The 25,388-nt window shown below is 71.7% G+C and carries 40 protein-coding genes; 4 read left to right on the forward strand and 36 right to left on the reverse strand.

All coding sequences use genetic code 11. From position 1 onward, the window contains the following. Nucleotides 1-3: 3 nt before the first annotated feature. The 36 genes from HUW36_RS01165 to HUW36_RS01340 all read right to left on the reverse strand — a co-directional run bounded on the left by HUW36_RS01165 (nt 4) and on the right by HUW36_RS01340 (nt 21,458). Entirely contained in the window at nt 4-1,164 is a 1,161-nt protein-coding gene (locus tag HUW36_RS01165) for a hypothetical protein (protein ID WP_174526352.1), read from the reverse strand. A 118-nt stretch (nt 1,165-1,282) separates the two neighbouring features. Then, on the reverse strand, nt 1,283-1,711 hold the full coding sequence (locus HUW36_RS01170; RefSeq protein WP_174526353.1) for a hypothetical protein: 429 nt from the start codon (nt 1,709-1,711) through the stop codon (nt 1,283-1,285). Between the two features lies 1 nt (nt 1,712). After that, nucleotides 1,713-2,084, reverse strand: coding sequence for a hypothetical protein (locus HUW36_RS01175; protein WP_174526354.1), 372 nt, complete (start codon nt 2,082-2,084; stop codon nt 1,713-1,715). A 6-nt stretch (nt 2,085-2,090) separates the two neighbouring features. After that, on the reverse strand, nt 2,091-2,465 hold the full coding sequence (locus HUW36_RS01180) for a hypothetical protein (RefSeq protein WP_174526355.1): 375 nt from the start codon (nt 2,463-2,465) through the stop codon (nt 2,091-2,093). Nucleotides 2,466-2,478: 13 nt separating this feature from the next. Beyond that, entirely contained in the window at nt 2,479-3,384 is a 906-nt protein-coding gene (locus HUW36_RS01185) for a major capsid protein (RefSeq protein WP_174526356.1), read from the reverse strand. A gap of 19 nt (nt 3,385-3,403) precedes the next feature. Continuing rightward, nucleotides 3,404-3,781, reverse strand: coding sequence for a DUF2190 family protein (locus HUW36_RS01190; RefSeq protein ID WP_174526357.1), 378 nt, complete (start codon nt 3,779-3,781; stop codon nt 3,404-3,406). A gap of 3 nt (nt 3,782-3,784) precedes the next feature. Continuing rightward, the gene (locus tag HUW36_RS01195; RefSeq protein WP_174526358.1) at nt 3,785-5,008 is read right to left on the reverse strand and encodes a head maturation protease, ClpP-related; all 1,224 of its coding nucleotides are present in this window, start codon (nt 5,006-5,008) and stop codon (nt 3,785-3,787) included. Beyond that, a complete protein-coding gene (locus tag HUW36_RS01200; RefSeq protein WP_174526359.1) occupies nt 5,008-6,270 on the reverse strand; it encodes a phage portal protein family protein in 1,263 nt (420 codons plus the stop codon). Before HUW36_RS01200 ends, HUW36_RS01195 begins: the two co-directional genes overlap by 1 nt. A gap of 19 nt (nt 6,271-6,289) precedes the next feature. Next, on the reverse strand, nt 6,290-7,753 hold the full coding sequence (locus HUW36_RS01205; RefSeq protein ID WP_174526360.1) for a hypothetical protein: 1,464 nt from the start codon (nt 7,751-7,753) through the stop codon (nt 6,290-6,292). Nucleotides 7,754-7,778: 25 nt separating this feature from the next. Next, a complete protein-coding gene (locus HUW36_RS01210; protein ID WP_174526361.1) occupies nt 7,779-8,165 on the reverse strand; it encodes a hypothetical protein in 387 nt (128 codons plus the stop codon). Nucleotides 8,166-8,271: 106 nt separating this feature from the next. Further along, on the reverse strand, nt 8,272-8,565 hold the full coding sequence (locus HUW36_RS01215; RefSeq protein WP_174526362.1) for a hypothetical protein: 294 nt from the start codon (nt 8,563-8,565) through the stop codon (nt 8,272-8,274). A 53-nt stretch (nt 8,566-8,618) separates the two neighbouring features. Beyond that, the gene (locus HUW36_RS01220; protein ID WP_174526363.1) at nt 8,619-8,813 is read right to left on the reverse strand and encodes a hypothetical protein; all 195 of its coding nucleotides are present in this window, start codon (nt 8,811-8,813) and stop codon (nt 8,619-8,621) included. A 109-nt stretch (nt 8,814-8,922) separates the two neighbouring features. Beyond that, complete coding sequence (locus tag HUW36_RS01225; protein WP_174526364.1) at nt 8,923-9,384, reverse strand: HNH endonuclease signature motif containing protein; 462 nt, start codon at nt 9,382-9,384, stop codon at nt 8,923-8,925. A gap of 50 nt (nt 9,385-9,434) precedes the next feature. Next, entirely contained in the window at nt 9,435-10,064 is a 630-nt protein-coding gene (locus tag HUW36_RS01230) for a DUF7341 domain-containing protein (protein ID WP_174526365.1), read from the reverse strand. 104 nt (nt 10,065-10,168) lie between these two features. Further along, nucleotides 10,169-11,188 carry a tyrosine-type recombinase/integrase gene (locus HUW36_RS01235; protein ID WP_217428745.1) on the reverse strand — a complete coding sequence of 340 codons (1,020 nt, stop codon included), beginning with the start codon at nt 11,186-11,188 and terminating at the stop codon, nt 10,169-10,171. Further along, the gene (locus HUW36_RS01240) at nt 11,185-11,469 is read right to left on the reverse strand and encodes a hypothetical protein (RefSeq protein ID WP_174526367.1); all 285 of its coding nucleotides are present in this window, start codon (nt 11,467-11,469) and stop codon (nt 11,185-11,187) included. The genes HUW36_RS01235 and HUW36_RS01240 overlap by 4 nt, the downstream gene beginning before the upstream one ends. Before the next feature lie 44 nt (nt 11,470-11,513). Further along, the gene (locus HUW36_RS01245; RefSeq protein WP_174526368.1) at nt 11,514-11,732 is read right to left on the reverse strand and encodes a hypothetical protein; all 219 of its coding nucleotides are present in this window, start codon (nt 11,730-11,732) and stop codon (nt 11,514-11,516) included. Between the two features lie 58 nt (nt 11,733-11,790). After that, the gene (locus tag HUW36_RS01250) at nt 11,791-12,504 is read right to left on the reverse strand and encodes a hypothetical protein (protein WP_174526369.1); all 714 of its coding nucleotides are present in this window, start codon (nt 12,502-12,504) and stop codon (nt 11,791-11,793) included. Nucleotides 12,505-12,613: 109 nt separating this feature from the next. Further along, nucleotides 12,614-13,279 (reverse strand): crossover junction endodeoxyribonuclease RuvC, encoded by a 666-nt coding sequence (locus HUW36_RS01255; protein ID WP_174526370.1) that lies wholly within the window; start codon nt 13,277-13,279, stop codon nt 12,614-12,616. Between the two features lie 212 nt (nt 13,280-13,491). Next, nucleotides 13,492-15,426, reverse strand: coding sequence for a YfjI family protein (locus tag HUW36_RS01260; RefSeq protein ID WP_174526371.1), 1,935 nt, complete (start codon nt 15,424-15,426; stop codon nt 13,492-13,494). Beyond that, nucleotides 15,423-16,034 (reverse strand): bifunctional DNA primase/polymerase, encoded by a 612-nt coding sequence (locus tag HUW36_RS01265; protein WP_217428746.1) that lies wholly within the window; start codon nt 16,032-16,034, stop codon nt 15,423-15,425. The genes HUW36_RS01260 and HUW36_RS01265 overlap by 4 nt, the downstream gene beginning before the upstream one ends. Nucleotides 16,035-16,146: 112 nt before the next feature. Next, nucleotides 16,147-16,527: a hypothetical protein gene (locus HUW36_RS01270; RefSeq protein WP_174526372.1), complete on the reverse strand. Its 381-nt coding sequence runs from the start codon at nt 16,525-16,527 to the stop codon at nt 16,147-16,149. Continuing rightward, a complete protein-coding gene (locus HUW36_RS01275) occupies nt 16,524-16,802 on the reverse strand; it encodes a hypothetical protein (RefSeq protein WP_174526373.1) in 279 nt (92 codons plus the stop codon). The genes HUW36_RS01270 and HUW36_RS01275 overlap by 4 nt, the downstream gene beginning before the upstream one ends. Further along, the gene (locus tag HUW36_RS01280) at nt 16,799-17,806 is read right to left on the reverse strand and encodes a hypothetical protein (RefSeq protein ID WP_174526374.1); all 1,008 of its coding nucleotides are present in this window, start codon (nt 17,804-17,806) and stop codon (nt 16,799-16,801) included. Before HUW36_RS01280 ends, HUW36_RS01275 begins: the two co-directional genes overlap by 4 nt. Next, nucleotides 17,803-17,949 (reverse strand): hypothetical protein, encoded by a 147-nt coding sequence (locus HUW36_RS01285; protein WP_174526375.1) that lies wholly within the window; start codon nt 17,947-17,949, stop codon nt 17,803-17,805. The genes HUW36_RS01280 and HUW36_RS01285 overlap by 4 nt, the downstream gene beginning before the upstream one ends. After that, on the reverse strand, nt 17,946-18,515 hold the full coding sequence (locus HUW36_RS01290) for an RNA polymerase sigma factor (RefSeq protein WP_174526376.1): 570 nt from the start codon (nt 18,513-18,515) through the stop codon (nt 17,946-17,948). Before HUW36_RS01290 ends, HUW36_RS01285 begins: the two co-directional genes overlap by 4 nt. After that, nucleotides 18,512-19,015: a hypothetical protein gene (locus tag HUW36_RS01295; protein WP_174526377.1), complete on the reverse strand. Its 504-nt coding sequence runs from the start codon at nt 19,013-19,015 to the stop codon at nt 18,512-18,514. Before HUW36_RS01295 ends, HUW36_RS01290 begins: the two co-directional genes overlap by 4 nt. Beyond that, nucleotides 19,012-19,245 (reverse strand): hypothetical protein, encoded by a 234-nt coding sequence (locus tag HUW36_RS01300; RefSeq protein ID WP_174526378.1) that lies wholly within the window; start codon nt 19,243-19,245, stop codon nt 19,012-19,014. Before HUW36_RS01300 ends, HUW36_RS01295 begins: the two co-directional genes overlap by 4 nt. Then, on the reverse strand, nt 19,245-19,769 hold the full coding sequence (locus HUW36_RS01305) for a hypothetical protein (RefSeq protein WP_174526379.1): 525 nt from the start codon (nt 19,767-19,769) through the stop codon (nt 19,245-19,247). Before HUW36_RS01305 ends, HUW36_RS01300 begins: the two co-directional genes overlap by 1 nt. A 5-nt stretch (nt 19,770-19,774) precedes the next feature. Next, nucleotides 19,775-19,996, reverse strand: a complete 222-nt coding sequence (locus HUW36_RS01310; RefSeq protein WP_174526380.1) for a hypothetical protein — start codon at nt 19,994-19,996, stop codon at nt 19,775-19,777. After that, nucleotides 19,996-20,238 (reverse strand): hypothetical protein, encoded by a 243-nt coding sequence (locus HUW36_RS01315; protein ID WP_174526381.1) that lies wholly within the window; start codon nt 20,236-20,238, stop codon nt 19,996-19,998. The genes HUW36_RS01310 and HUW36_RS01315 overlap by 1 nt, the downstream gene beginning before the upstream one ends. After that, nucleotides 20,235-20,420 carry a hypothetical protein gene (locus HUW36_RS01320; protein WP_174526382.1) on the reverse strand — a complete coding sequence of 62 codons (186 nt, stop codon included), beginning with the start codon at nt 20,418-20,420 and terminating at the stop codon, nt 20,235-20,237. Before HUW36_RS01320 ends, HUW36_RS01315 begins: the two co-directional genes overlap by 4 nt. Then, nucleotides 20,417-20,710, reverse strand: a complete 294-nt coding sequence (locus tag HUW36_RS01325; RefSeq protein WP_174526383.1) for a hypothetical protein — start codon at nt 20,708-20,710, stop codon at nt 20,417-20,419. The genes HUW36_RS01320 and HUW36_RS01325 overlap by 4 nt, the downstream gene beginning before the upstream one ends. Continuing rightward, the gene (locus HUW36_RS01330; protein WP_174526384.1) at nt 20,707-20,925 is read right to left on the reverse strand and encodes a hypothetical protein; all 219 of its coding nucleotides are present in this window, start codon (nt 20,923-20,925) and stop codon (nt 20,707-20,709) included. The genes HUW36_RS01325 and HUW36_RS01330 overlap by 4 nt, the downstream gene beginning before the upstream one ends. A 93-nt stretch (nt 20,926-21,018) precedes the next feature. Next, on the reverse strand, nt 21,019-21,210 hold the full coding sequence (locus tag HUW36_RS01335; protein WP_174526385.1) for a hypothetical protein: 192 nt from the start codon (nt 21,208-21,210) through the stop codon (nt 21,019-21,021). Beyond that, on the reverse strand, nt 21,207-21,458 hold the full coding sequence (locus HUW36_RS01340; RefSeq protein WP_217428747.1) for a helix-turn-helix transcriptional regulator: 252 nt from the start codon (nt 21,456-21,458) through the stop codon (nt 21,207-21,209). The genes HUW36_RS01335 and HUW36_RS01340 overlap by 4 nt, the downstream gene beginning before the upstream one ends. A gap of 102 nt (nt 21,459-21,560) precedes the next feature. On the opposite strand from HUW36_RS01340, the gene HUW36_RS01345 reads away from it, so the two are divergent. From HUW36_RS01345 to HUW36_RS01360, 4 genes are all read left to right on the forward strand, one after another. After that, entirely contained in the window at nt 21,561-22,127 is a 567-nt protein-coding gene (locus HUW36_RS01345; RefSeq protein ID WP_246247777.1) for a helix-turn-helix transcriptional regulator, read from the forward strand. 53 nt (nt 22,128-22,180) lie between these two features. Further along, complete coding sequence (locus HUW36_RS01350; protein WP_174526387.1) at nt 22,181-23,548, forward strand: recombinase family protein; 1,368 nt, start codon at nt 22,181-22,183, stop codon at nt 23,546-23,548. Between the two features lie 327 nt (nt 23,549-23,875). Then, nucleotides 23,876-24,286, forward strand: coding sequence for an HPF/RaiA family ribosome-associated protein (locus tag HUW36_RS01355; RefSeq protein ID WP_174526388.1), 411 nt, complete (start codon nt 23,876-23,878; stop codon nt 24,284-24,286). Nucleotides 24,287-24,364: 78 nt separating this feature from the next. Then, a partial coding sequence (locus HUW36_RS01360) for an alpha/beta hydrolase (protein ID WP_174526389.1) occupies nt 24,365-25,388 on the forward strand: 1,024 nt, incomplete at its 3' end.

Here is a 25,388-nt window from a genome sequence, read left to right on the forward strand (position 1 = left end):
TCCTCACGGTCTCGTCACCACACCTCCGGAGGGTCGCGCCAGCACAGCCGCAGGCCGGGCCACCGCCCCGGCGTCGGGGCGTGGCACCCTCAGGCCCGGCATCGACACACCGGCCGCGCCGACGAACACCGGTACGTCGAGCCCGTCCGGGGACACCTCACCGGCCCACACCACGGCCGGGACACCCACCTCGACAGGCACCACCACACCGGCCGGGTTGAGGATCGCGCCGAGCAGCACCGGATCACCCAGCACCACCGGCGCAGACACACCATCGGGGGCGACCGCCCCTGACCAGCCCACCGCCGGCCCGCCGGTCACCACCGCCACCGACAGGCCATCCGGCGCCGACACAGCCGACCAACCGGCCGCCGGCGCTCCCACAGCAGCCGAAACAGACACGCCGTCAGGGGCCACTGAGAGCGCCCAGGAGACGCCAGGAGACCCCAACGCCACCGGAGCAGACACCCCGCCCGGGGAGACGCTCAGAGAACCGTCCACGGCCGGTGAGCCAACCGAGGTCGGGACCGCCACGCCGCCCGGTGCGGTGACCAGGGTGCCGTCCACCCCAGGCGCACCGACAGCCACCGGCGCCGACATACCGTCGGGGGCGACCGTCGCGTCCACCGACGCCGCCGCCAACTCCACCAGCACGCCGATCATCGACCCGGTCACATCCGAGCCGACACCCTCACCGCCGTACGCGCCAGCCGAACCAATCAGCCGGTACGCGGCACCCATCCGCACGTTCGCCGAACTGGTCACCCGCGACGTCGCCTGATCGACCACCTCGGTGTACGCGGCGTTCGGCGACAGGTTCGTCGGGATCGTCCCCGACGCCACCCGCACATGCGCCACCGCCGCCAACGCCGACCCGGCACCCACACCCGACAGCGTCGGCAACGTCACCGACGTGCCTGACGCGGTCGCCGTGGCGGCCTGAGCCACCGACGACGCATCCCGGAAGACGACGATCTCCCAGCCGCCCGTCACCGACCCGTTGTTGCTGATCGTCGGCGCGCTGTCCCCCGCCTGCAACACCCGCGACCAGCCGTACATGCGGCTCGCGGAGCCCTCCGTCACCGGCCACGAACCGGGCAGCGCCGTCCACCCGGCCGGGGTGGACATGTTCAGCGTGCCGCCCGACACGTGCCCGACCAGCACCGCGACGTCGCCCGCCGCCCAACCCGCAGGCAGGGACGTCGCGAAAGACGTGCTCGTAGCGGACCCGGTGTTACCTGAGGTGGCACCGACGTAGGAGACCGCCACGACGACCTCCCGGTCAGCCCACCTTCAGGATCTTCGGGTTCGCCGCCGGCCAGGTCACCGTGACCGTGCCCGTGCCCGGCTGGATCGGCAGACCGGTCCCGGTGTCGTACCAGGCGATCACCCGCTGCGCCGACGCCGCCACATCCGCGCCGCCCGTCACCGCGCTCGACTGGAACAGCAGCAGCCCGTGGTTCGTGGCGTTCGCCGTCGCGCTGATCGTCGTGTCGTCGGCGTCGAACACCCCGCCGGTCACTGTCTTGTTCGCCAGCGCCGCCGACGTGCCGTTGATCGTCGCGCCGGCCGTGGTCACGTCCGAGACGAACTTGTGCGCCGCGGAGAACGTGTAGCCGCGCACGAGCGCCACCTTGATGACCGCCGTGTCCAGATCGATCGACCCGTCCATCAGACCCTCGGCCAGGCCGGTGAAGTACCCGTTCGCCATCTCAGCCCCTCACCGTGCTGCTCGTCCACGACCAGTCAGGCTCCGGGAAGCTGAACTGCGGCTGACCGGCCACGCTGTACGCCCGCCGCGCCGCCGCCAGGATCTCCGCCCGACGCGCCCGATCCCCGAACTGCACACTCGTCGCCCCGACCGTCTCCGCGTTCGCCGACGTCGGGTTGTTGTAGACCATGGCCGCCAGCTCGACTGCCCACGCCCATAGGTCGTCCGGCACCGGATCCGGCCACACCGTCAGCCCGGTCGCGTCCCGCAACCAGCCCGACACCGCCCGCCGGATCCGCGTCGCCGTCTCCAGGTCGACCTCGGGAACCTGCAACCAGGACGGCAGGTCCCCGAGGTCGAACAGATCAGCCACCGCAGATCAGCCCTCGGAACGGCCGCGCCGACCCCGGCCCGAACCCGAACCGGAGCTGCCGCCGTCGCCGCCCGCCGGAGCGACCATGCCCGACTGGATCGCCGGGTCCGCCGAACCCGCCGGCGACGTGCGGCCCTCCACCTCGGCCGGGTCCAGCATCACCGACGCCGAACCGAACCGGGCGTCCCGGGCGGCCAGGAACGCCGCGAACGGCGACCCGTCCGCCAGGTCGTCCTTCGACGCGAACGCGCCGTGCGCCTCGCCCCGCTTCACGTCCGCCTCGTTGGTCAGCTCCACCCGGTCGCCGCGCAGCGCGGTCCGGTGCAGCCCGTCGGCGTCGGTGTACCAGAAGCTGCCGTGCTTGATGACGTGCTCCGCCATGCCTCCGCCCCCCTCAGCCGTTGAGTCCGGTGATCTTGCGGATGCTGTACGGGTTCGTGACGTACATGACCGGCCGGACCGAGGACTGCACCCACGTGCGCTGGGTGGCCTGCTCCCGCCACGTCTCGCTGCCCAGACCCTGCTCGACCCGCAGCTCACCGACCTGCCCGCGGGCCACCGCGTACGCGGTGCCGTTCGGCACCCGGTTCGACGGGTACACCTCGATGTCGAGCGAGTCGAGGACCTCGTTCAGCGCCGACCCGTACGTGATCGCCAGGTCCATCCGCTGCTTCGGGTTCACGATCCACAGGTCGTAGGTGACGCCCAGCTCGTCGGTGTCGGCCAGGTACTGCGCGTTCGCGAAGTCCGCCGCCGGCCAGCCCGAGTTGTTCGTCTGGCTGGAACCGCCGGTGACGACCGTCGACCAGTTGTGGCCGGTGAACGTCAGCGCCCCACCGAACGACGAAATCGCCGCCTCCAGGGTCTCGATCGCCCGGGTGTTCACCTTCTTCACGATGGTGTTCGCCAGCTGCGTGACCTGGTTGTTGAAGAACGCCACGTCGTTGCGGTCGCGGGCCTCGTCGGTGACGAAGAACTTCCCACCCCACTTCTCGACCAGGGCGACCTTCGGCACCGGCCGCTGCGACCCGACCACCGGGAACTCGTCGCCCGGGCCGACCCGCTCGACGTCCCGGTCGGTGTACAGCTCGTTCGTGGTGGCCTGGTCGTAGATGACCGCCCCACCCGACACCGAACCGGCGTTCGTGTTGAAGATCCGATCGACGATGAACCGCTGGAGCGTCAGGTCCATGATCCGACGGGTGATCCGCGTCGGCTGCGACAGCGCGGTGTCGACGGTGAGCACGTTGCCGCTGAGCGTCGGAGCGGCCAGCGGGTACGCAATCTGCTGCGTGGGCATGTGACTGGTCCCTCCTTCCTCAGAGAAGCGCGATGATCGCGTCGTTGCCGGAGGTCGCGCCGGTCATGGCGATCCCCACGGCGATGCCGGAAGCGATCGTGACGGCCTGCCCGTTCGAGCCGACCTCCACCCGGGCGCCCGCGGCGATGGTGCCGCCGGCGGTCACGGGCACGACGAAGCCGGAGCCCCGCAGGACCCCGACCTTCTCGCCCGTCGCCGCGTCGTAGGCGGCGACACCGAAGGCGGCGCCGGCGGCGGTGGCGTGCGCGACGGAGAAGTTGCCGTCCGACTGCCGGTTCGCCGAGATGTTCACGAACCGCTTGCCGGTCACACCGGCGGTCGCGTGGCAGGTGATGCGCCGTCCGGGCTCGTAGAACGGAATGGCTTCGTTGGCCACGGGTCAGCCCTCCACGCGGGCCGAGGCGCCCGCGAACCAGTAGTCGGGGGAGTCGGCCGGGTCGACCGACTTCGGGGCGTCGGCGTCGTAGCCGAGCGCGTTCACCGGCACCCGGTTCGCCGGCAGCGAGTCCAGGTCCGCCTTGGTGCCCTCCGGGTCCTTGTCCCAGGCCTGCACCCAGTGCTCACGCCGCGCCGGGGAGATCTTCCCCTCGGCGACGGCCGCCCGGATCGTGTTGTCCCGCTGCTCCCGCAGCTGCTGCGCGCGGGCCTCCTGCCCGGCCTGCGCGGCGATGCGCAGCTCCTCCAGGACGTTCTGCGACACCAGCACCTTGCCCTCGGCCTTCGGCTCCGGGTCCGGCGCGGGGGCCGGCTCGGGGTCGGGCTCGGGCTGCGGGGCCGGCTCGGTGGGCGGGTTGGTCTTCGCGACGACACCGGCGGACTCCAGGGCCACCCGCACGTCGCTGTCGGAGGCGTCGGCCGACAGACCCAGCGCCTCTCGGATCTTTGCCGGGTCCACAGGCCGGCTCCTTTCCTCATCCGGAACCACCACCAAGCTGGCGGTGGGGGTCTTCTGCGCCGCGGCGTGGATCCGCCGTGCCGCCTCCGCTGCCGTCACCTTCGGTCGCGCAGCGCCGGCCAGCTCATCCGCCAGCCCCGCGTCCACCGCCTCCTCGGCCGTGTACCACTGGGTGCCGCGCATCGTGGCCCGCCACTGCGCGACCGTCCCGCCCGCCCGGGCCGCGTAGATCCCGGCCAGGGAGTCGGAAACCTTGTCGAGGACGTCGGCCATCTCCCGCATGTCCGCGGCGTCGCCGAGCGCCAACCCACTCGCGTCGTGGATCATCATCTGGCTGCCGCGGTTCATGACGATCCGGTCACCGGCCTGCGCGATCACCGACGCCGCCGACGCGGCCACCCCGTCCACCACCACGGTCACCTGCGCCGGGTGGTCCTTCAGGGCGTTGTAGATGGCCACGCCGTCCCAGGCGTCGCCGCCCTTGCTGTTCAGCCGCAGCGTGATCTCGTCCACGTCCAGAGCCCGCACGTCGTGGGCGAACTGCCGGGCCGTCGTGCCTTCCCAGCCGATGTCGTCGTAGATGGCCACCTCGGCGGCCCGACTGTCGGCCTTCGCCTCGATGCGGAACCAGTCGCCGGTCTTCGCCGCCGGCCGGGCACGCATCCGCTCCAGGCGGGCCGGCAACTCCGGCAGCATCTGCTTGGACATCACGCATCACCCGATTCACCAGGAGGAACGTTGACCGGCGGCTGGCCCGGCGCCGGGGAAGTCGCCGCCTTCGGAGGCAGCCCGTACTGCTGACGCAGGAACTCCTCCGTCGCTCGATCCGGGAAGATTGCCCCCGAGTCGATGAGCAGCTTCAACGCCGCCGCCGTCGCCGCCTGCCGCGAACCGATCTCGTCGAACACCACCCGCGGCGCCGGCTCCGACTCCCCGAAGTTCACATCGACGATGTCCTCGACGATGTGCTGCGTGGCCACGTCCGCGACCTGCTGGGCGAGGGTCTGAAGCGACAGGGTGAAGAAGTCCGCGAAGGTCGTCCCCAACGCCCACGAGCCGGTCTGCGTGCCCAGGTTCAGGAAGTGCGCGAGCACCGCACGGGCGATCTGCTCGTCGTGGTAGCGGATCGCCGGGTCGGCGTTCGGCAGCGACCCCGACACACCCACCAGATCCAGCGCGGCGCCGTGGGGGATCGCCGCACCCGACGAGTCACCCGCCCGCCACGCCTTGGCCATCGCCAAGCCCTTGGACAGGTCGTCCTCACCGTCGGCGCCGGTGTACCGGGGGATGCCCATGCCGTTGCGCTCGATCGTCTGCGCCTGCACCCGCAACAGCCGATCCTTGATCAGCCAGTGCTTGTACGCCGGCCGCAACAGGCTCTTGCCCAGCCAGTTGCCGCCCTCCCGGTCATGCACGTACGCGACCAGGCGGTCCACCGGGATCGGCCGCTGCTGCGCGCCCACCTTCGAGCTGTACTGCGTGATCGACACCAGCCCGCCGTCGTCGGCGACGTCCACCCGCTCGATCGTGCGCGGCAGCCTCGGTGCCAGCTTCCGCAGCCGGGCCCGGCCCGCCTCGTCGATGCGGTACACCTGCTCGAAGAAGCTGTGCCCGAACGGCAGCATCAGCAACGCCAGCCGCAGATGCTCCGGCCACGAGAACCGGTCACGCACCCGCGGCATCGGCTGCGGGTTCTGACCCACCACCGGCAGCCCCAGGTCGTCGGCGACCAGCCGCACCACCTCGTCCCGGGCCCCGGCCGGGTCGATCCGCCACGGCGTGCGCCGCACCGGCAGCGTCACGGCCCGCAGCACCGACGCCACCTGCGAATCCTGGGACCGCATCGCGTCGTAGACCTTCACCGACAGCGGCCACCGCAGCTCCGGCGTCGGTTCGTCGTCCAGCTCAGCCCACCACGACGAGGTGGTCGACGACGCCGCGTAGCCGATCTCGTTCACCGGTGCGGTCACCGCTCACCACCTCCTCGTTTCAGAACCCGGCCGTGGCCAGCTCGTTGGTCTCCCACTGCCCGCCCTCAACCGGGGCGTTCACCGGCGCCGGCGGCGGAGCTTTCGGCGGCGGCACCACAGACAGTCCCCAGTGCGCGACCGTCGCCCCCACCAGCGGGCAGATGTCCGCGCTCGACCTGCGCCGCGACCACGCCCACAACCCGTCGCCGATGTCCCGACGACCGGCGGCGGCGATAGCCCGCGCCAGCACCGGGTCACCCAGGTGCCGCACCGCGTTCGCGGTCACCGCCGAGCTGAACGCCTCACACGCCTGCCCCAGGTCCCGCGTCGACAGCTGCCGGGGTTCGATGCCCACCGCGCCCAACTCCGGCAGCAGCGCACCCGCCGGGCCCGCCGGGTCCAGCACCCAGTCCAGCGGTCGATGCTTCAGCAACTCCAGGCACCGCGACACCACCCAGTCGGTGGTCGGGGCGTGCGCCACCACCTCCAGGTGCGGCAGCCCGTCCGGGCGGTACATCGCCGCCACGATCGCCGCCGACCGGCTGCCCGGGGCGACGTCGATCGCGAACACCGGACGCCCCGCCGGCGCCGACTCCTCATCCCGGCAGTCCGCCCACGACTGCAACGGCACCGCCGACAACCCCACCGGGTCGTCCCACCAGCCGAGGCGCTCCCGCGCGAACTCCTCCGGCGGCAGAGCCCGCCGCTCCGCCGCGACGAACTCCTCCCGGATCCGCCCCCGGCTGATGGCGAAGTTCGCCGCCCGCCAGTTGGCCGGCTCGTCCAACGCGCAGCCCTGCGCGCTCAGCCGGTGGTCGCAGTCGTCCTCCGCGCAGCCGCCCTCCGGCGCCGACCACTCCACGTACACCAGCGACGGATCACCGCCAGCCCGACCGCGGTCCCGGATCCCCCGCAGGATCTGCGAGTTCACCAGACCCGCCGACGACCCGTAGATGACCTGCGGGTTCGGCCGCGCCGACAGCGTCGGCAGCAGCGAGCCCATGTGCTCCGGCTCCAGGGCGAACGCCTCGTCGAGGACCACCCGGTCACCGGACAGGCCACGGCCGCCGGTCTTCGAGCGGGCCAGGAACTTCACCCGCGCACCACCGTGGAACTCGATCTCCTCCTCGCCGTTGCCGGCGGAGAGGCGCTTCAGGCGGCGGGAGAACTCCGACGTGGTCTCGACGATCTGCCGCAGCGCCCGGAACGCCTCCTGCGTCGTGACGAACCGGTGCGCCGTCCACGCGATCAACTTCGCGTCGAACAGCAGCAGGTCGGCCAGCACGATCGGCAGGATGACGTTCATCGTCTTCCCGTTCTGCCTGCTGAGGATGATCGCCGCCTCGAGGGCCGCCCACCGGCCGCCGGCGCGCTCCGACAGGATCGCGTCGATCGCCAGCTCCTGCTCCGGGTCCACCCCGACCCCGCACATCCGCGCCAGGTCGATCGCCTCAGACCCGGCCGACGACAGACGGTCAGGCACCCACAGGTGAGCCGGGCGGACCAGGTCAGGCGCCGCGACGGCGCTCACGGCGGGCCTTCAGCTCATCCACGCTGTCCCCGGACTCCTCAGCACCCTTCAGCGCGGCCTCCATCGTCGCCCGCAGCTCCTTGTTCAAGGCCGCGACCGCCGACCCGGTGTCCGGCACGTCGAGACGCGCCGCCAACACCAGCGCCTGCTGCCCGAGCACCGTGTCCAACCGGCGGGCCGCCACCAACTCCAGGCGCACCGATGTCACGAGATCCGACTCCCCGGACGAGGCGTCGACCGGCTCCGCGGGCGGCAGGCCGGCCGGACGCCGCGACACCCGCTTCCGGCAGGTCGCACCGCAGAACCGCGCCGACGACCGCTTCGCCTCGAAGCTCCGGCCGCAACCCTCACACGACGTCGTCACGGCACCTCCTGAAACGCGAAGCGTGACGCCGAGTGGCCGGGGAGAGAAAAGCCCGACTGGCGCGGGGGTCATTTGCCCTGGTCACGGGATTTTTTCGGGGTTCCGATCACCAGCGGCGCGAGTGCCGCAACTCGACGCGCTTACCGTTAGTGACCGCCGCTCCGTTGCGTCCACCGGCAGCGCGGTTGCAGTGTCGACATTCGGGCCCGGTGTAGCCGGTCCGGTCGTCGGTGTGCCCGAGGTCCCACGGTCCGTCCGGGTCGATGGGCTGCTGGCATCGGGCGCAGTCGACGAGCCCGGCCTCGACCTTGGGTCGCCACTGCTCGCGCAGCTTCTGGTGCGCGCTGCCGTACCCGCGGTCGGCGGTCTTGGCCCGGGCCACCGTGCACCCCCTGAGCATGGTGAAGCCCCACCGCCTGGGAGGTCACGGTGGGGCTTCGTCTGCGGGTCGGGCTACTGCGGGTTGCGGCGGCGTTCCTGCTCGGCAGCCCAGGCCACCTGGTTCTGCCGGGCCACCCCGGCTGCGGCGTTGCGTCTGCGCTGCCATTCGAGGCGCTCGGGCTTCTTGCTGGTCAGCCAGCGGAAGAAGCCGACCTGGAAGGTGTGGTCGAAGGTGGGCCGGTTGGGGTCGCTGGGGACTCTGAACATGAGCCCATCGTGGACCTGCTGGTCAAGGAGGTCTATGGGCCGGACATGGCGGAGCCCCGCCGACACGGGGGGTACGGCGGGGCTTCGGAGACAGTGGTACTGCTGGCATTCACATGAGCTGCGGGCCAACCCGCGTCTTCGAGTTGCTGTGGTAGGGCGACACCTGCTTGGGCGGCTTCTCACCGCCGCCCATCCGGTTGAGCCAGTCGATGTCCACCGAGTCAGGCTGCTCGCCGATGCGGTCGTAGCCGTAGCCACGCCAGTGCCGGCTGTTGCCCTTCGGGGTGACCAGCTCCAGGTTGGCGATGCGGTTGTCCCAGCGTCGCCGGTTGATGTGGTTGACCTGTAGCCCGTCGGGGATCAGGCCGTGTGCGGCGATCCAGATGACGCGGTGGGCCATGGCCAGGGTGAGGGGCTTAGCGAAGACCTGAACGCGCCCGTAGCCCGTGCGCTTGTCGAGGAGTTCAGCCCGATCCCCGTTGGCCTTGTGAATGGCTCCGGTGATGGGGTCGGCGGTGATGTCGCCGCGCTGGAGGGCTACCTGAGCGAGGGTGTCGACCCGGCTGGGCATAGTCCTTCTCCTGATTTCGCATCGTACCTGATGGGTGGGTGGTTCGCGTTTCACGCCGCGGTGACGCGTTCGGTGCGGCTGGTGACGTATTCGCCGAGGGCGAAGATGCTGCCGTCGTCGGCGGCCCAGGTGGCTTGGCAGGCGCGGCAGTGGGCGGCTTGGGCGGTGAGGTTGATGCGTAGCTTGCCGGTGGTGTGGCAGGCGGGGCAGGGCACGTGGGGTTGGTAGAGGGGGGCGATCCAGCCGGTGGCGACGGCTGCCCAGCGGCGCCAGGTGCGCAGTTCGCGGGCGAGCAGTTGGAGGTCGTCGTCGTCGAGGCCGGGTGCGGCGCCGACGAGGGCGCGGATGTTGGCTTCGACGGTGTCGCGCAGGTCGAGGTTGAGGGAGGTGCACCAGTGGGCGGCGTGGGTGCAGATCGCGGCGTGGGTGCTCAACGCTTCGAGGGCGAGCGGGGGTCGGCTGCGGGGCACCGTACGCGGGCCGGGCTCGGTGGTGCCGCTGGTGGGCTCCACAGCGGCCTGGTGGAGTTGGGCGAGGAGACCGGGCTGGACGGTCCGCCATTCGCGGAACTTGCGGTTGCGGTTGTCGTCCCAGTACGGGATGCGTTCGACGTGCTGGCCGGGGTCGCAGAGTTGTTCGGCGAGGCCGGTGATGGTGGTGATGGTGGCGTCGCGGTCCATGGTGGTCCCCCCTTGTAGGCTTGCCGGTGGTTGAGCTGGCCGCCTGGGTGGGTGTGCTGCTCCGGTGGGGTCGCGGCTTGGGCGAGCTGCGACCCCACCGTCGTTCACATGCCGATGCTGGCGGCGGGGTTCTTCCGCCACCGGTCCACCTCTTCGAGGTAGCCGAACAGCGCCGCGCTCCCCTCCTTCCAGCCGCCGTGCCGAGCGATGCGCACCAGGTCAGCGTCGGGGGCGGCGTATGCGGCGGTGGCGAACCCTCGCCGCAGGCTGTGCCCGGAGAACGCCGTGGCCGCGTCGAGGCCGGCGGCGACGGCGGCCCGGCGGACGATCGCGGCGACGGTCTCGCCGGTGATCCGCCCGTCGGGGTCGCCCTTGCCGGTGGCGACGTGTCCGAGCCGGCCGTGCCGGTCGATGCGCAGGAACAGCGGGCCGGTGTCCCGGCCGTGGTGGGCAAGGGCGGTGCGCCACTGCTCGACGGACCGGACGGGGCAGGTGGCGATGTTCGACCCGTAGGGGACGGCGACGATCCGGCCGCGCCCGTCCTTGTCGGTCTTGGACAGCCGGACGGTGACCTGGAGCCCTTCGGGGTGGGGTTCGAGGTCGGCGAGGTTGAGGGCGGCGATCTCGGAGCGGCGGGCGCCCATGGCGAAGCCGAGGACGAGGATCGCCCGGTCGCGGACGCCGATGAGCGTGGTGGGGTCGAGGGTGGCGATCATGGCCTGCAACGCGGTGAGGGTGAGGGCGGGCGCCCGCTTGGTGGTGCCTCCGTTGCGGGCGTACCGCTTGCGGTAGCCGCGCAGCACCTCCCGCGCGCCGCGCCGGTCGGGCTCACCGTGCCCGGCGGTCTGGTGGGCTTTGGTGATGGCGGCCATGGCTTTGCCGATGCTGGATGGGGCGAGGTCGCGGCCGGCGAGGTTCGCGGCGTACTCGGCGAGGGTCTGCGCGGTGGCGGGGAGCGGGGTGCGCTGCTGCTGCTCGCACCAGCGGGTGAAGCGCGCCCATTCTTCGCGGTAGGCGCGGCGGGTGGTGGCGGGGGTGGCTTCGTCGATGAGGTCCCAGGCCGCGGCCGACAACTCGGTGTCCCGGGCTGCCGGCGCGCGGTCGACGGGCGTCAGGTCGTTCACGGCCGCTTGTCCCGGCAGGAGCAGATGCACGCCCGGTCGTTGCAGTCGTCGCGAGCCGCGCGGCAGCGCGAGCACCAGTAACCCGGCAGGGTCGGCTCGTGCCGCAGAGCGAGCAGCCCGGCGGCGTGCAGCGCGTTGATCAGTTCGTCGGGGTGGGCGTCGAGCAACAGGTCGCGGCCAGACGAGCGGTCGTCCCCCGGCTGGCGCAGGTGCGGGTCCAGTCGCTCGGTGACGTAGTCGAGAACGTTCTCGCGGACTTCGAGGTGGGGTGAGGCGAGCATGTCGATCTCTCTTTCTGGTTCGTGGGAATGTCAGTTATCGCGGATCAGAGGCAGTCGGACAGGAGGCGGTGAAAGCCATCCGGCACCCGGACCCGGTACGTCGGGGTGAAGCCGACCGCCTGGCCGTCGTCGGTGATCCGCTCACCGTCGTAGGCGCCGCCGCCGCACCAGAGGCACCAGCCGCCTACGCACGCCTCACCGTCGAAGACGTCGGCGAACAGATGCCGCCCGGTGATGCAGTCGAGGCTCGGGTTGGTCGTCACGGCTTCCCTCCTTGATCAATCGATGCCCTCAAACCACGGCTTCTGGGTGCATGGGCGGTCATGCGGCGGTCCGGGTGCGGGCGGCGAGGTGGTCGAGGATCTGCTCGCCGATGAACCGCGTGTACGCCGGCGGGATCGCCTGCGAGAGTCCGGCGCGGCTCATCCACCCGATGCCCATCGCGCGGCGGGCGTCGTCGGGGTGGAACTTGTAGCCGCGGGTCATCTGGCCGGCGCCGCCGGTTCCGTACACCCCGCCGACGGGCCAGCCGGAGCACACGCAGGGCGGGGCGAGCAGCGGCACGTTCGTGAGGAACAGGCGGTGCCGCTTGAGAATCCGGCCAGCGGCACCGAGGCCGAACGACGAGCCGCAGAGCATGAACGCGCCGTCCATGTGCTGTTTGGCGCTGGGGCTTTCCACGTTCTCGATGACGTAGGGCAGGCCGGAGGCGCGGGCCCGGTCGATGGCGTGCGGGAGCATCCACCCGGTGCCGTCGCCGCCGGACTGGGCGGCGAGGTCGGTGTGGTCCTTGCAGGGCGGGGACTTGTGCACGGCGTCGAAGCCGGCGAGGGGGACGGTGTTGGCGTCGGCGACGGTGAACGATGCGGCGCCGGAGGCGAGGTAGCGGCGGCGCATCTCCGGGGCGAGTTTGGCGCGCTTCTCGGGGTCGGGGTGGACGATGTCGAACCCGTGGACTTCGAAGCCCGCGGCGACGTAGCCGGCGGCGGCTCCGCCCTCCCCGCAGAAGAGGTCGGCCATGACGAGGCGGCTCACCGGGTCTCCTCCGGGTCGGTGTCGTTGAGGGGGCAGTCGTGGTCGCAGCGGGGTGTGATGCAGTCGTGGCAGCGCCCGTCGCCGCAGTCGGGGCAGATCCACTCGCCCATCACGCGGCTGCCAGGGTCAGCTCGGGCCACTGGACGGCGTCGAGGGCCTTCCGGTTGGCGGCGGGCATGTCGCACATCGGGTGGCCGAGGTGGTCGGCGGCCATCGCGGCGAGCCACAGCGCGTCGGCTTCGTCTTCGCCGCCGTCGAACCAGGGGAAGCGGCGGGCGACGGCGAGCATCATGGCGGCCTTGTCGGCGTTGCCCTTGCCGGTGGCGTACCGCTTCACCGAGGCAGGCGGGATCACCGCCACCTGGTGGCCGCGGGCGTCGAGGACGCAGCGGATGACCCACCACAGGCCGGCGCGTTCGTGGTGCCCCGCCTGTCCGGCCTGGGATCCGTACGACGGGCCTTCGACGGCGACGACGTCGTAGCCGTTGAGGAAGCGGTCGAGCAGCGTGGTGCGGATGAACATCATGCGGGCGGTGCCGCGCATCTTCGCCGGCGGCTTGATGGTGTCGGTCCAGTCGGCACCGGCGAGGCCGGTACAGGTGAGGCTGAGGTCGAGGCCGAGCACCCTCGGCGGCAGCGGCTGAGTCATGGGCTTCTCCGGGGTGAGGGCGCGCGCTATCTGCACGCTGAGTGAGGTCGCGTGCCAGGTCTTGGGGATGTTGAGGATGTTGAGACCTAGATATGTGCGTGTACGGGTAGGGCTGTGTCCGCCCATGACCGGGCGTAGAAGAAAAAGGCCCCTAGCGACTACACAGAGTAAGTAAGTACTTCTAAGAAACTTTTTAGGCTCAACATCCTCAACATCCTCAAGACCTCCCCCGAGGGGAGTCGTCCGAGGTAGCGGAATCGCCCACCCCCGAGATGTTGAGGATGTCGGGGAGATGTTGAGGATGTCGGCAGGGATGTTGAGGATGTCCACGCCCGATGTCATCGCGCACTCTCCGTGAGCGTCGGGTGGGCGACGAACAGGCCGCCGGGGTTGCGCCGCTTGCCGTCGGCGTAGAGCCGCTCGACGCTCGACAGCCACCCCATCTCGACGAGCACGACGAGGGCGTCACGCACCGCGTCGGCGTTCGCCCAGCCCTGCCCGCGCAGCGCCTGGTGGGCGTCGCGGTGGGTGAACTGGTCGACGCCGTCGCGGCGGATCCACCGCAGGACGGCCAGCGGGCCGGTCATGTCCCGGCCGCCGGCCGCTGCCCGCCAGCCGCCGTAGACGCGCACGGCGTGTTCGAGCATCCAGTCGGCGACGTCGATCGCGGCGGCCATGGTGTGGAAGTCGATGGGGTGGGCGGGGTCGTTGCCGGCGGCGAGGTGGAACAGTCCGGCGATGCGCAGCACCCGGCCGGCGTGCTTGCCCGCCCAGTCGGACATGAACGCGAGGTCGCCGGTCTCCTGGTGCAGCCGAGGTTCGATCATGTCCCGGTAGTCCAGGTGCGCCTCGTAGGCGTCCGCGGCGAGCTGGATGATCCGCTTGGGCTGGTCGGGCCCGCACAGCGGGATCCGGGTGATCGCTTCGATGGTCTTGTCCCACTGCCCGACCAGGTGGGCGGGCATGTCGGGCACGTTGCGGTTGTCGCGGGTGCCGACGGTGTCGTGGGGCACGCAGTACGCGAAGCGGCCCATGAGTCCGCGGTCGCGCAGGACGGGCGTCTGGGTGGTGTCGCGCAGCACCGACGGCTGGACGGCGAGGCCGATGGCGACGGCCGGCCACGGGATGTGGACCTTCCGCCGGCCGACGCGGCTCTGCTTGTAGGGCTTCTTCCCGTCGTAGGCGGTGAGGACCAGGTCGAGCTGGGGGGTGCCGTTGGTGTACCGGCCGGTGATGGCGCCGAACACGCCGCCTTCGTCGTCGAGGACGCCGATGGTGCCGCCGTTCTCGTTGAGCACCAGCGCGAGGGCTTCGGGGGTGAAGTCGTTGACGAGGTACTCGCGGGGCGGCGCGACGGTGAGGTCGGCGATCTCGCCGCGGACGGCGTCGAGTTCGGCTTCGAGCTTGGCGCGCTCGACGGCGGATTCGACCTTGCCGAGCTTCCCGACGAGGGTGGACCGGCGGGACTCGGCGGCTTCCAGCAGGTCGGCCTTGGCGCCGTGGGACTGCTGGTGTTCGGTGAGCGCCTCCAGTTCGAGGCGGTGGAACGGTTCGGCGATGGCGCCGACGACGGGGCTCTTGCGGGACGCCGGGGGCAGCGCGGTAATCGTCCAGAGGATGAGCGCTTCGACCCAGCTGCCGCCGCCGGACACCCAGCACCGGTTGGCGGCGGCGACGGACAGGGCGCTCATGGACATCATGGCGGCGAGGTCCGGCGGGGTTTGGGTGGTGGCCGACAGGGCGTGGACGAACTCCCCCACCCCGGCCGGGAGGGCGTCGACCGGGAACGGCGGCGCCGGCTCCAGCACCCCTTCGAGCGGCTCGGGGTCTTCGAACCGTTCGGTGGCCTGCTCGACGCTGGAGTAGATGCCGCGCAGGATCTGCACCCGCGGCGCCTGCCGGGGGTTGAGTTGCCCCTTGCCGAGGCCGGAGGCGATGGTGGCGGCGGTTTCCCGGTCGTCGAGTCCGGCGGCGCGGGCGGCGTCGGTGAGGGCGTCGCGGACTTCGGTTTCGGTGAGTTCGCCGCCGGCGACGAGTTGGCCGAGGGAGAACGCGGCGCGGTTGAGGGCGTCGTTGCGGGTGCCTTTGACGGCGGTGCGGACCCGGTCGATCTCGTTGGTGAGGGCGGTCTGCGCGTAGCCGGCGCCGCCTCCGGTGCCGACCGGGATGGGCGCGTCGAACGCGTCGCCGGTGGGCTGGTCGGGAACGGCGCGGAGTGGCCGTTCCCGCTGTTCGCGGGCGGCCTTGGCTTTGGCGAGGAACGACTCGGTCACTGGGCCGCCGCCTTCAGGCCAGCGAGGTCGAGGGGCTGCTCCCAGTCGTAGCGGCGTTCGGTGCGCGAGGGCGGGGCGACGACGTAGCCGCCCTTCCCGCGGAAGTCGATGCCGGGCCACACGCCGGCGCTGTTGCCGTCGCCGGTGGCGGCGATGTACAGGTGCCGGGAGCAGGGCCGGCCGGTGGTGGCCTTGCCGTAGATGCGGGGGATGACGTCGGTGTCGCGGAGCTCCCGGTAGGAGATGGCGCCCTGCTCGCCGTCGATGTCGATGACGTCGAACAGCCCGCCGGTGGGGATGCCGATGTTGGCCTGCGGGTGCGCGGTCCACCAGCGGCGCACCTGCTCGGCGTTCGTGGTGGCGTCCTTGAACCCGCGGCTGCCGGGGAAGGGCTTCTTCTCTCCGGGCATGAGCGGGAAGACGGGGATGCCCTGGGACGCGTACCAGCGGGCGGCGTTGGCGAGCGCTTCGGGTGCGTTGAGCCGGGCCTCGCGGGCGGCGTCGTCCCGGTCGGCCTGCTCGCCGAGCCGGTGGAACGTGTCGAGGTCGAGGGTGCGCAGCGCCTGGTCGAGCTGCTGCTCGATCGGCGGGTGGTTCTGGGTGTTCACGGGTTGCCCCCTCGCTATCCGTGTCCGGGTGTCGTTGCGGTCTTGGGTGGTGCCGGTCTGTCGGGGCCCCGCACCAGCCGGTGGGGTTGGTGCGGGACTCCGGCGGGCCGGATCAGAACGGCGGGGCGACCTTGGCCAGGTGGTCGCGGGCGGCCTGCTTGTCCTGGTCGGTGGGGTCGCCGAGGATCCACGGCGCGGTCTTGCCGGGGGTGGCGGTGCCCTTGCCGAGGCGGCCGAGGACCATGCGGCCGGTGCCGACCTTCGGGCGGAGCTGCTTCTGGAGGATCTTCTGGAAGACCAAGATGCTCTTCAGCTCGGTGCCGGCCTGCGGGCCGTCGACGACCTGGACGTCGGCGACGGTGGCGTCGGACGGGCCGTTCTTGGTCGGGACGTTCTCCCGGATCTCGGTCGGGGTGACGAGCAGGAGGGCGCCGTCGAAGTCGGTGATGGCGCCGCCGGTGCTGGTGGCGGGGGCGTCGAAGAGGTCGGTCATGGCTTGCTCGCTTTCGTGGTCGTGGTCGCGCACGTGTGGATGAGGTGGATCGGGTAGCCCCGCCGGCGCGGGCTGCTCGGGTTGTGCCAGCCGGCTGTGGGGTGGAGTTCGAACACGGTCCGGTCGGCGGGGAACGGGCCGAGTGCGGGGATCGGCGTGGGGTCGAGGTCAACGTGGATGTCCAGTTCGGTGTCGAGGACCCGCAGGACCTCCGCCCGGCATCGGGGGCAGCCCGGTGTCGTGGTGGGGGTGTCGAACAGGTCCGGGGTGGTCATGAGGTCAGGGCCGCCTTCCGGGCCTTCGCGGCGGCGGTGTGCATGTCGGTCCACTCGCCGCGTCCGGTGGCCTGCTGCCAGAGGGCGGTGAGCGCGTTGTCGGTGGCGGCCTGTTCGATTTGCTCGAGCAGGGCGTCGACCGTGGGCGTGGCGATGGCGGCGGGCTTGGCGAGGTTGCGTCGGGTGCGCAGTTCGCGCACGTCGGCGCACACCTGGGCGATCTCCCAGCCGGCGGTCAGGTCGACCTCGTAGACGGTGGCGGTGGCCTTCCCGACCGGCAGGTGGATGACGACGCCGACCTCCCGGTCGACCTCGGGCATGGGCTCGTAGCGGTCGGTGAGGCCGTTCCACATGGCGTCGGCGTTGGCGTAGAGGGCGAGCTGGACGGCGATCTCCATCCAGCCGTGGGTGAGGTCCTTGCCGGTCTTCAGGTCGCCGATGCGCGGGAGCCGCCAGCGCCGGCTCTTGTAGATCCGGTCGAGGGTGCCGGCGACGTGGTGCTGCCGGACGACGATGATCCGTTCGATGAGGTCGGCGTCCACGTCGATGGCGTGGTCGGTCAGCGCCTTCTGGTAGGCGGCGATGTCGGCGTCCCACGGCGGCGGGACGTGCACCTGCTCGCCGCGGTCGAGGCGCTCGGAGAACTGGTGGAGGGCGGAGCCGAGGTTGGCGCCGGAGCTGGACGCTGCGGCTTCCTTCGCCGCCTCGGCGACCTGGTCGAGTACCTGCTTGTCGTCGATGGTGGCGGCGGAGGCGCGGGCGTACAGGTCGGGCCGCATGGTGATGCCCTTGAGCGCCATCCGCAGCTGCCACTTGGTGAGGCCGAAGGTGTCGCTGATGGACTTGGCGAAGGTGGTGGCGCGGGTCCACGGGAGGGTGCTGGTGGCGCCGGGCTCGCCGGGGTCGGGGAGCAGGTAGCGGCCCCACCGGTCCCGCTTGGGGTCCGGCTGCACGCCGCCGGCGGCGGGCGCCGCGGCGTTGGGGGTGTCGAACGGGTCGCTCACTTGGTCGGTCCCTTCAGTGCCTTGGCCCGCCGCAGGACGGTCCGCATGGACGGCTCCAGCCAGCCGTGCGTGGGGTCGTCGTGGAGTTGCCGGCGCACGCCGCAGCGGTCGCAGCCCAGCGGCAGGTCGGTTCGCTTCTTCACGCCGCCACCTGCCCGGCGAGGTCGCTGTCGGCGGCGAGGGCGCGGGTGGCGAGGAACTGTGCCGACTGGACGGCGACGGCCCGGCGCTTCAGGTGCTTGGCGGTGTCGGCGAGGGGAAGCCCGGCGCCGAAGCGAAGGCGGATGACCTGCTGCTGGTAGGGGGTGAGGCGGGCGATGGCGCGGTCGAGGGCTTCGGCGAGGTCGGCCTGTTCGGCGACGGCTTCGGGGTTGGTGCGCCGGTCGGTGGCGGGCGGGTGCCAGTGGTCGGTGTCGTCGATGGGCTGGCTGTTGACGGGTCGGCGCGCGGCGGTGATGTAGTGGTCGATGACGAGGTTGCGGGCGATGGTGGTGAGCCATCCGGCGAAGCCGTTTCCCCGCCAGGTGAAGGTGGGTAGGCGGCGCCAGGCGCGGAGGAACACTTCGCTGGTGAGGTCGTCGGTGAGGTCGGGGTCGCTGGTGCGGCGGTAGATCATGCGGGCGATCTCGGGTCGGTACATCCGCCACAGTTCGGCGAAGGCGTCGGGGTTGCCGTTCTGGGCGGCGGTGACGAGTTCCTGCGTGTTCACGCCGCCTCCTGCTTGAGCAGGGGGACGCGGCGGTCCCCGGCCTTGCGGGCGCGGCGCAGGGCGTCGCGCAGGGCGTGGTAGCTCATGCCGATCTCGGGGGCGATGTGGGCGATGGGTCGGGTGTCGCCGCCGGCACTCATCCAGGCCTGGATGACTTGCTCGCGGGTGCGTCCGGTGTCGTCGCACTTGCAGGTGGTGGCGCCGCGGTTGCTGTGCCGGACCTTCGGGTGCTTGCAGTGGGGGCAGACCTTCAGCGCGGTGGGTGTCTTGGCGTACTGGCTGCCGCCCCAGGCGATGCCCTGGCGGATGACGCCGGACTCGGGGGTGCAGGTGCCGGCGAGGGGGCAGCGCTTCTTGCACAGCCACATGGCGGCGGCGTTGCCGTCGTTGCCGACGTCCCACCACTGCGGCGGGTTGACGACGCAGGGGCGGGGGTCGAGGGCGACGGGGACGAGGGCGCCGGGTCGGCGGCCGGGGCGGGCGAGGGTGGAGGTGGTCACTGGGTCACCTCGCTGTTGACGGTGTTCACGTACAGGGTGCGGCCCTTCAGGTCGAGCAGGGCGTAGTGGCGGATCGCGGCCCGCTCCCGGGGGGTGAGGGGGTTCATGTAGGGGGCGTCGGGGCGGACCATGCCGGTGGTGCGGCGTCCGCCCTGGCCGCGCAGTGCGATCGCGATGGTCAGGCAGAGGGCGGCGGGGATGACGGTGACGGCGAGGATGTGGGCGGGCATCAGAAGCCGTCCTCGATGTCGTCGAGTTCGTTGGCGTGGATGACGGCGAGGGCGCCCTGGGCGACGGCCAGCTGCTTCTTCAGCTGCTCGACCTGCTCGGCCCAGTGGGTGACGGCCTTGTTGTGGCTGGCGATCTCGGCGTTGGCGGCGCGGAGCCGGCGGTTGAGGTCGGCGTTGTCGTCGCGGAGGGTGGCGAGTTCCTGGTCGAGGCGGTCGGCGCGGGCGGCGTCGGCGGTGAGTTCGGCGACCCGGGCGCGGAGATCTTCGTTGGCTCCCTTGACAGCGCGGTTGTAGGCCGTGAGCTGCTCGATCTCGTCGCAGAGCTGCGGGACGAAGGTCCGGGCGGCGGCGATGAACGTCGAGTCGTTGCCGTGCTCGTCGCGCTCGTACACCTCCGCGACCGGCCGGAACGGCGAGGTCGGTCCGACCTGGAACCTGGGGCGCGGGTCGACGGTCCAGGTTCGCCAGGGTCCGTCGGTGGCGGCGTCGGCCAGCTTGCGGATGGCGTCGATGTCGGTGGTCATGTCGTTCAGCTCCAGATCAGGGCGATGGCGGCCAGCAGCCAGCCGGGGATCACGAGGGCGACGCCGATGAGCACGCCCCGGTAGGCGTTGCCGTCGGTGGTGGTGCGGGCGCAGTCGCCGGTGTGGTCGGCGAACGGCGGGGCGTCGCAGGTGGGGCAGGTGTAGGCGCTGTGGTTGCGGGGCTTCGGTTGGCGGCGCAGTGCGCGCGGCATCGGCACGGCGGTCATCAGGCCACCTGCCCGAGGTCGTCGCGGTCGGTGCCCCTGACCACCCTGCGGTGACGGGCGATGGTCGCGTACACGTCGGCGACGACGTCCCGGGAGTGGGCGATCAGCTCGTCGACGGTGGGCTTGTCGGTGACGGTGGGCGCCCACGGGCCGGTCGGGATCTTCGGGTCGCCGGGGCCGGCGGTGGGGGCGGGGTGGACCCACTGGGTGCGGGAGGCGAAGTCGCCGAGGTCGACGGTCATCGGGCCACCGCCAAGTCGCGCAGCTTCACCGGCAGGCTCTCGGCGGCGCAGTCACGGCACCCCTCGACGCACACCTCCACGAAGTGCGTGCGCCGGTAGCACAGGTGGCACAGCTTCTTGTCGTGCGAGGAGCAGCACGTGCCCGGTGCGGCTTCGGTGGTCTTGCAGCGGATGCAGCTCACTTCGCACCTCCGGTGGCGGTCCAGCGGACGTTCGGGGCCATCGACGCGACCAGCTCCGCGTGCGCCAGCGCCGCCCGCCGGTCGTACTCGGCGGTGATCAGCGCACGGGCCTCGGCCGGGTAGTGGCCGGTCTCGTAGGCGTGCTCGGCGGCGGTCGCGTCCAGCTCGGTGTCGGTCATCGTGGGGAGCGCGGCGACGAGGTGCGCGAGGACGGTCCGCTCCGCGCGGATCTGGGCGGCGGTCATCTCCGGCTGGGTGACGTGCGCCGGCCGCATCGTCGGGGCGGTCACTCGGTCACCACCGGGATGTCGTTGCGGACCCGGATCTCGGTGATCAGGTTGCGGAGCTTGTTCAGCTCCCGGTGGATGCGCAGCTCCTGCTCGGAGCAGTCGTCGTAGTCGGCGTCCCGCTCGATCGGGTCGACGCCGTTGACGGCGGTGAGGATCTCGTCGAGGGCGTAGGCGAGCGGCTCGGGAAGCTGCTCGGTGTTGCTGGTCCCGTCCATCGGGGTACCTTCTTTCGGGTCGGCCCTCCGCTTTGTCCTTGCCGGGATGCGGGGGGCTTCGGCTTTCCGGGCCCGGGTGGGCGCCGGGGTGGTTCAGGCGGCGTCGGCCGCCGGGGTGGCGGCGTCGGCGCGCTGCCAGATGGCGACCTGGATTTCGGCGAGGGCCTGCGTCAGCGCCTCGGCTGCCTCGCGGCCGGCGTCAGAGTCGGCGTCGAGCGGGGCCACCTCGCCGCGCGGCCCGGAGGGCGGAGACGGGGTGTGCGGACCGGACGGCGGGTGCGTCATGCCGTCACCTCGAACAGGTCCTCGACGGTGACGTCGAGCCGCTGCGCGATCTGCATGGCCGTCTCCAACTTCGGGACGACCTTGCCCTCGCGGATCCGGTAGAGGGTGGTGCGCTCGATCCCGACGAGGCGGGCCCGCTCGGCGTCGTTCGTGGCACCGTGGGTCTCGGCGAGCTTGTCGAAGACGTCGGCGCGCATCCGGACCGCCGGAGGTGTTGCACTGTCGCTACGTTGCTCTGCGGCGCTCATGCAACAGACCGTACGCCCGCACCGCGCGGTGTTGCAAGGGTGCAACACATCATCTGTTCGGATGATTTGAGACGAGCCCTAAAGTCCCCTACCGTTGCAGCCATGCAACGTGGAGAAAAGGCCGTCCGTGTCTGGTCGAGACGGCAACTCAGACTGCGGCAAGAGCGCCGCACCACGCACCCAGACCCCTCACGACCTGCGGATACGTCCCACGGAGTGCTCTACCGTGTGCACGTGGGCAACACTCCAACACCCGAGCGTGGCAACTGGGCCACGTACGTGACCGCCACCCGCGAGCACATCGGCATGAGCAAGGCGGAACTCGCCCGCCGCCTCGAAGTCGACCGCGGCACCGTCATCCGGTGGGAGTCCGGCAAGAGCCGCCCCGAAGACGCCGAAGTCGTCGCCCGCTTCGCCGACCTGTTCGGCCTGGACGCCGACGAAGCCCTCGCCGCCGCCGGCCTACGACCGAACGCCACCCCCACAGCCCGACCCACCCGCGACGTCCCCCTCGACCCCGACCTGAAGGTCATCATGCGAAGGCTCACCGACCCGAACGTCAGCGAGCCCGAGAAGAACACCATCCGCGCCACCCTGCGCTACCTGGCGCAGCTCGCCGAGCAGCAAGAGCGCGGCGCCGGCCGCAACCAGGACCGCGCCACCAGCTGATGCCCCGCCGACCCCGGGCCGCGCCCACCGGGTCCGGCCGTGTTGTGCTCTACGTGCGTGTATCCGCGCTGATGGGGCGCGGCGGCGACGACTTCCACAGCCCTCAGGTGCAGGTCGCCGCGATGCGCCGCGCCACCACCGGCATGACCGAAGTCGCCGTCGTCGAAGACATCGACCGCTCCGGCACCGACTTCGCCCGCGAGGGCATCGACCGCATCCGACGCATGGCCCGCGCAGGGCACCTTGACGCGCTCGCCGTCTACGACGTGTCCCGCTTCGGCCGGGACGTGCTGGAGTCGCTGCTGGTGCTGCGGGAACTCGCCACATCGGGCGTGCGGATCATCTCCGCCACAGAGCACATCGACACGTCCACGCCCTCGGGCGAGATGATGCTGATCAACATGCTGAACATCGCGCAGTACCGGGCGCGGGAGATCGGCCGGAGCTGGTCGAACACGATCGCCCGGCGTGCCGAGCGCGGCCAGCACCACGGCCGCCCCCTCGGGTACGCGCGGGTCGACAAGCAGATGGTGCCGGACCCGCTGCTCGGCCCGGCCGTGACAGAGGCGTTCCGCCGGTACGCCGCCGGGGAGCCGATCGGCGACATCACCCGCTACCTGGCCGCGGTTCGTGGCCGGGCGATGCACTCGGCGAACGTGAAGAAGCTGTTCCGCAACCCGGCGTACCTGGGGAAGGTCGTCACCGACGGCGAAGTCCTGCCCGGCGTGCACGAGCCGCTGGTGGATGAGATGACGTGGCAGCGGGTGCAGCGGCGCCTGGCCGCCGACGCGGGCACGCCGCCCCGGCACCTGGCCCCGACGTGGTCGCTGGTGGGCTTGGCAGTGTGCCCGCAGGGGCACGCGTTGCAGCGGCAGGGTGAGCGGCTGGTGTGTGGGCAGGGCCGCGGGGACGTGAAGGGCGGCGCCTGCCCGGGTGTGGGCAGGCCGTTGCTGGCGCGCGTGGAGGCGGAGGTGCTGCGGCAGGTGACCGCGTACGTGGCCGAGCTGCGCACGGATCACGGGGCGCGGGCGGCGCGGCTGGCGCGGATGGCGGCGGGTCGGGCGGACCGGGACGCGTTGGAGCAGCAGTTGCGGAAGGCCCGCGCGGGGATGGTGCGGTTGGCGCGGGACAACGCTATGGATCCTCTGCCGGAGGAGGTGTACCGGCAGGTGATGGCGGAGCTTCGGGAGACGGAGCGGGCGGCGTTGGCGGAGTTGTCCCGGCTGGGGCCGGCGGAGGAGCCGCGCGAGGCGGTGGAGGCCGCGGGGGCGGTGGAGACGCTGCTGCGGTTGTGGCCGCAGATGACGGCGGCTGAACGGGGGAAGGCACTGCGCGCCGTGGTGTCGCGGGTGGTGGTGCAGCCGGCGGCGTCGTGGCGGCAACCGGAGGACCAGCGAGTTCAGGTCGCGTTCCGGTGGTAGCGGTTAGTGATCTGTGAGGATCGTGACGTACGTATCGAACATCGCCCCTCCAGGGATCGGCTTGTCCGGCAGAGCGTGGCCGGTCCGCCCGGTCCGGGACACCGCCGCCGCACGGCCTGTGGACGACGGACCGCCTTGTGGACAACCCCCTGATCAAGGTCCCGATCTGCTAGGACCACGGACCCTACGGTCGGCGACCTGCGGCGACACATGATCGGAACGTGACCGGCGGAGGGCGTTCCGGAACCACGCCGGCTGGGTAAGTACTTGATCAACCGAGAGAAAGGGAGCGCCGATGCTTCTCCGAGACGTCCGCGAGGCAGGGCGATGAGCGCCGTGGCGAACCCCGCGACCGTGGCCGAGTGCCTGCGGGTCGGTGCCGGGTTCTCCCAGGGCGACCGCAACTGGATCGCCGAGCAGTTCGCGACGCTTGACGCCCGGCTCGCCGGCTTCCACGCCGACGCCACCGAGCTGGAGGTGTCGGTCAAGGACCGCGAGGCCCGGGGTCAGAAGGTGACCCTGGAGTGCTGGGTCGCCGGCCGGCAGAAGATCGTCACCACCTCGACCGAGGAGGACCTGCACGCCGCGCTCAACGACGTCCGGGACGACCTGCGCCGCAAGCTCAACGACGCGAAGACCCGGCAGGAGCCGCGCAGCAACAAGCACCTGCGCGCGGTCGACCAGCCCGAGGACATCCCGGTGCAGGCCGCCGCGCGCGAGGACGCCGAGACCGCCTGAGCCTCGTACGCCCCCGCCCGCACGGTGCCGGCGGGCGGGGGCTACCGCCGGGTAGCGAGGCGGCGTACCGTCGCGGTCGTGGAACCGGACGTGCTGGGAGCGCCCTACGAGCGGCGGACCATCGACCTGGGCACCGACGACGAGGGACCGGTGGTCGCCACCCTGGTCCGCCGGCGGGCCGACCGCCCGACCGGCCGCGCCGTGCTCTACGTGCACGGCTTCGTCGACTACTTCTTCCAGACCCACGTGGCCGACTTCTTCGCCGAACGCGGGTGGGACTTCTACGCGCTCGACCTGCGCAAGTACGGCCGCAGCCTGCTCCCGCACCAGACCCCGAACTTCTGCCACGACCTGGCCGACTACTTCCCCGAGCTGGACGCCGCGGCCGAGATCATCCGGGCCGAGGAGGGGCACGACACCCTGCTCGCCATGGGCCACTCCACCGGCGGCCTGATCATCTCGTTGTGGGCGGACGCCCGGCGCGACGCCGGCCTGGTCGACGGCATCGTGCTCAACAGCCCCTTCTTCGACATCAACGCCCCCTGGCTGGTCCGCCGCCCCCTCGCGGCCGCCGTCTCCCGCCTGGGCCGCCGGGCGCCGCAGCGCGTCCTGCCGTTCGGCCTGGGCACGGTGTACGGCGAGAGCCTGCACGCCGACCACCGGGGCGAGTGGCGCTACGACCTGGCCTGGAAGCCACTCGCCGGATTCCCGGTCCGGGCCGGCTGGATCAACGCCATCCGGGCCGGCCAGCGCCGGCTGCGGGCCGGCCTCGACATCCCGGTGCCGGTGCTGCTGGCCTGCTCCACCCGCAGCTACCGGGGCGCGAAGTGGCACGACAACGCCACGCTCGCCGACGCGGTGCTCGACGTCGAGCACATGGTGCGCTGGGCGCCCCGCCTCGGGCGGCACGTCACCCTGGCCCGCTTCGACGGCGGGCTGCACGACCTCACGCTGTCCAGTCCGGCCGTACGCGAGAAGGTGTTCGCGGAGGTCGGACGGTGGGCGGAGGGCTTCCTCCGGGCCGGACCGACCGAGCCGGAGGCCGCGCCGCCGGCCCCGCGTCGGCCGGCCGACGAGCCGGCCGGTGCGACCGCCGACGGCT

The sequence above is a fragment of the Micromonospora maritima genome, assembly GCF_902825405.1.
In the GTDB taxonomy this organism is placed as follows: Bacteria; Actinomycetota; Actinomycetes; order Mycobacteriales; family Micromonosporaceae; genus Micromonospora; species Micromonospora maritima.